This window comes from Providencia sp. Je.9.19 (assembly GCF_051129765.1).
Classification (GTDB): Bacteria; Pseudomonadota; Gammaproteobacteria; order Enterobacterales; family Enterobacteriaceae; genus Providencia.
This window is the reverse complement of the sequence record NZ_JBCPSS010000020.1, coordinates 1-1678: the sequence shown is the minus strand read 5'-3', so window position 1 is coordinate 1678 and position 1678 is coordinate 1. Positions and strand designations below refer to the sequence as shown.

Annotated in this window: 1 tRNA gene and 2 rRNA genes; all 3 read right to left on the bottom strand. The window is 49.2% G+C overall.

Going from position 1 to position 1678, the window contains the following annotated elements:
• Positions 1 to 448 (bottom strand): 23S ribosomal RNA (locus AAZR93_RS21515); the annotation flags it as partial.
• A gap of 354 nt (positions 449 to 802) precedes the next feature.
• Positions 803 to 878 (bottom strand) — tRNA-Glu (locus AAZR93_RS21510).
• Positions 879 to 1016: 138 nt separating this feature from the next.
• Positions 1017 to 1678 (bottom strand): 16S ribosomal RNA (locus AAZR93_RS21505); the annotation flags it as partial.

Here is a 1678-nt window from a genome sequence, read left to right as displayed (position 1 = left end):
ATCGGTCAATCAGGAGTATTTAGCCTTGGAGGATGGTCCCCCCATATTCAGACAGGATAACACGTGTCCCGCCCTACTCGTCGAGTTCACAACATAAGCATCTTCGGATACGGGGCTATCACCCTTTATTGCCGGACTTTCCAGACCGTTTTCCTGACACTTATGCTGATTAAGACTCTGGGCTGCTCCCCGTTCGCTCGCCGCTACTAGGGGAATCTCGGTTGATTTCTTTTCCTCGAGGTACTGAGATGTTTCAGTTCCCTCGGTTCGCTTCGTTTGACTATGTATTCATCAAACGATAGTGCAACGAATTGCACTGGGTTTCCCCATTCGGATATCGTCGGTTATAACGGTTCATATCACCTTACCGACGCTTTTCGCAGATTAGCACGTCCTTCATCGCCTCTGATTGCCTAGGCATCCACCGTGTACGCTTAGTCGCTTAACCTCACAACCCGAAGGTGTCTTCTTATCAGACAACACGAAACGTCATGGCTGTGCGTGGTGAACTTCTTCGTTGGGTAGTGCTCGCAATGCTCACGTACTATTGTACGCTGCGCTTGCTGTGCGCTAGCCGCCTTGAATTTCACACTGCTCGCTCATGCCACTCGCTTGTGTGTTTGAAAAACACTTCAAGTTGAGATTTTTTGAGAGACTCTCACTTTGTTTAAGCAAAAACAAAGTGCGTTGTTTTCAATTTTCAGCTTGTTCCAGATTGTTAAAGAGCATAATTGTTAAGCCAACTCGTAAGTTAGCTTAATCATTATTGGGGACATCGCCTTTCACTCGATATCGGCGCAATTGGCGTCCCCTAGGGGATTCGAACCCCTGTTACCGCCGTGAAAGGGCGGTGTCCTAGGCCTCTAGACGAAGGGGACACGAAATATTGCACCAACTTGCGTCGGCTTATTTCATGTAAGACACATTCTATTAAGAATGCCTCTCCTACGCATAACCTATTGCTCTACTTTCTATCAGACAATCTGTGTGGACACGTCACAAGAACACCTCAAGGATAAGGAGGTGATCCAACCGCAGGTTCCCCTACGGTTACCTTGTTACGACTTCACCCCAGTCATGAATCACAAAGTGGTAAGCGCCCTCCCGAAGGTTAAGCTACCTACTTCTTTTGCAACCCACTCCCATGGTGTGACGGGCGGTGTGTACAAGGCCCGGGAACGTATTCACCGTAGCATTCTGATCTACGATTACTAGCGATTCCGACTTCATGGAGTCGAGTTGCAGACTCCAATCCGGACTACGACGTACTTTATGAGTTCCGCTAGCTCTCGCGAGTTTGCTTCTCTTTGTATACGCCATTGTAGCACGTGTGTAGCCCTACTCGTAAGGGCCATGATGACTTGACGTCATCCCCACCTTCCTCCGGTTTATCACCGGCAGTCTCCTTTGAGTTCCCACCATCACGTGCTGGCAACAAAGGATAAGGGTTGCGCTCGTTGCGGGACTTAACCCAACATTTCACAACACGAGCTGACGACAGCCATGCAGCACCTGTCTCAGAGTTCCCGAAGGCACTAAAGCATCTCTGCTAAATTCTCTGGATGTCAAGAGTAGGTAAGGTTCTTCGCGTTGCATCGAATTAAACCACATGCTCCACCGCTTGTGCGGGCCCCCGTCAATTCATTTGAGTTTTAACCTTGCGGCCGTACTCCCCAGG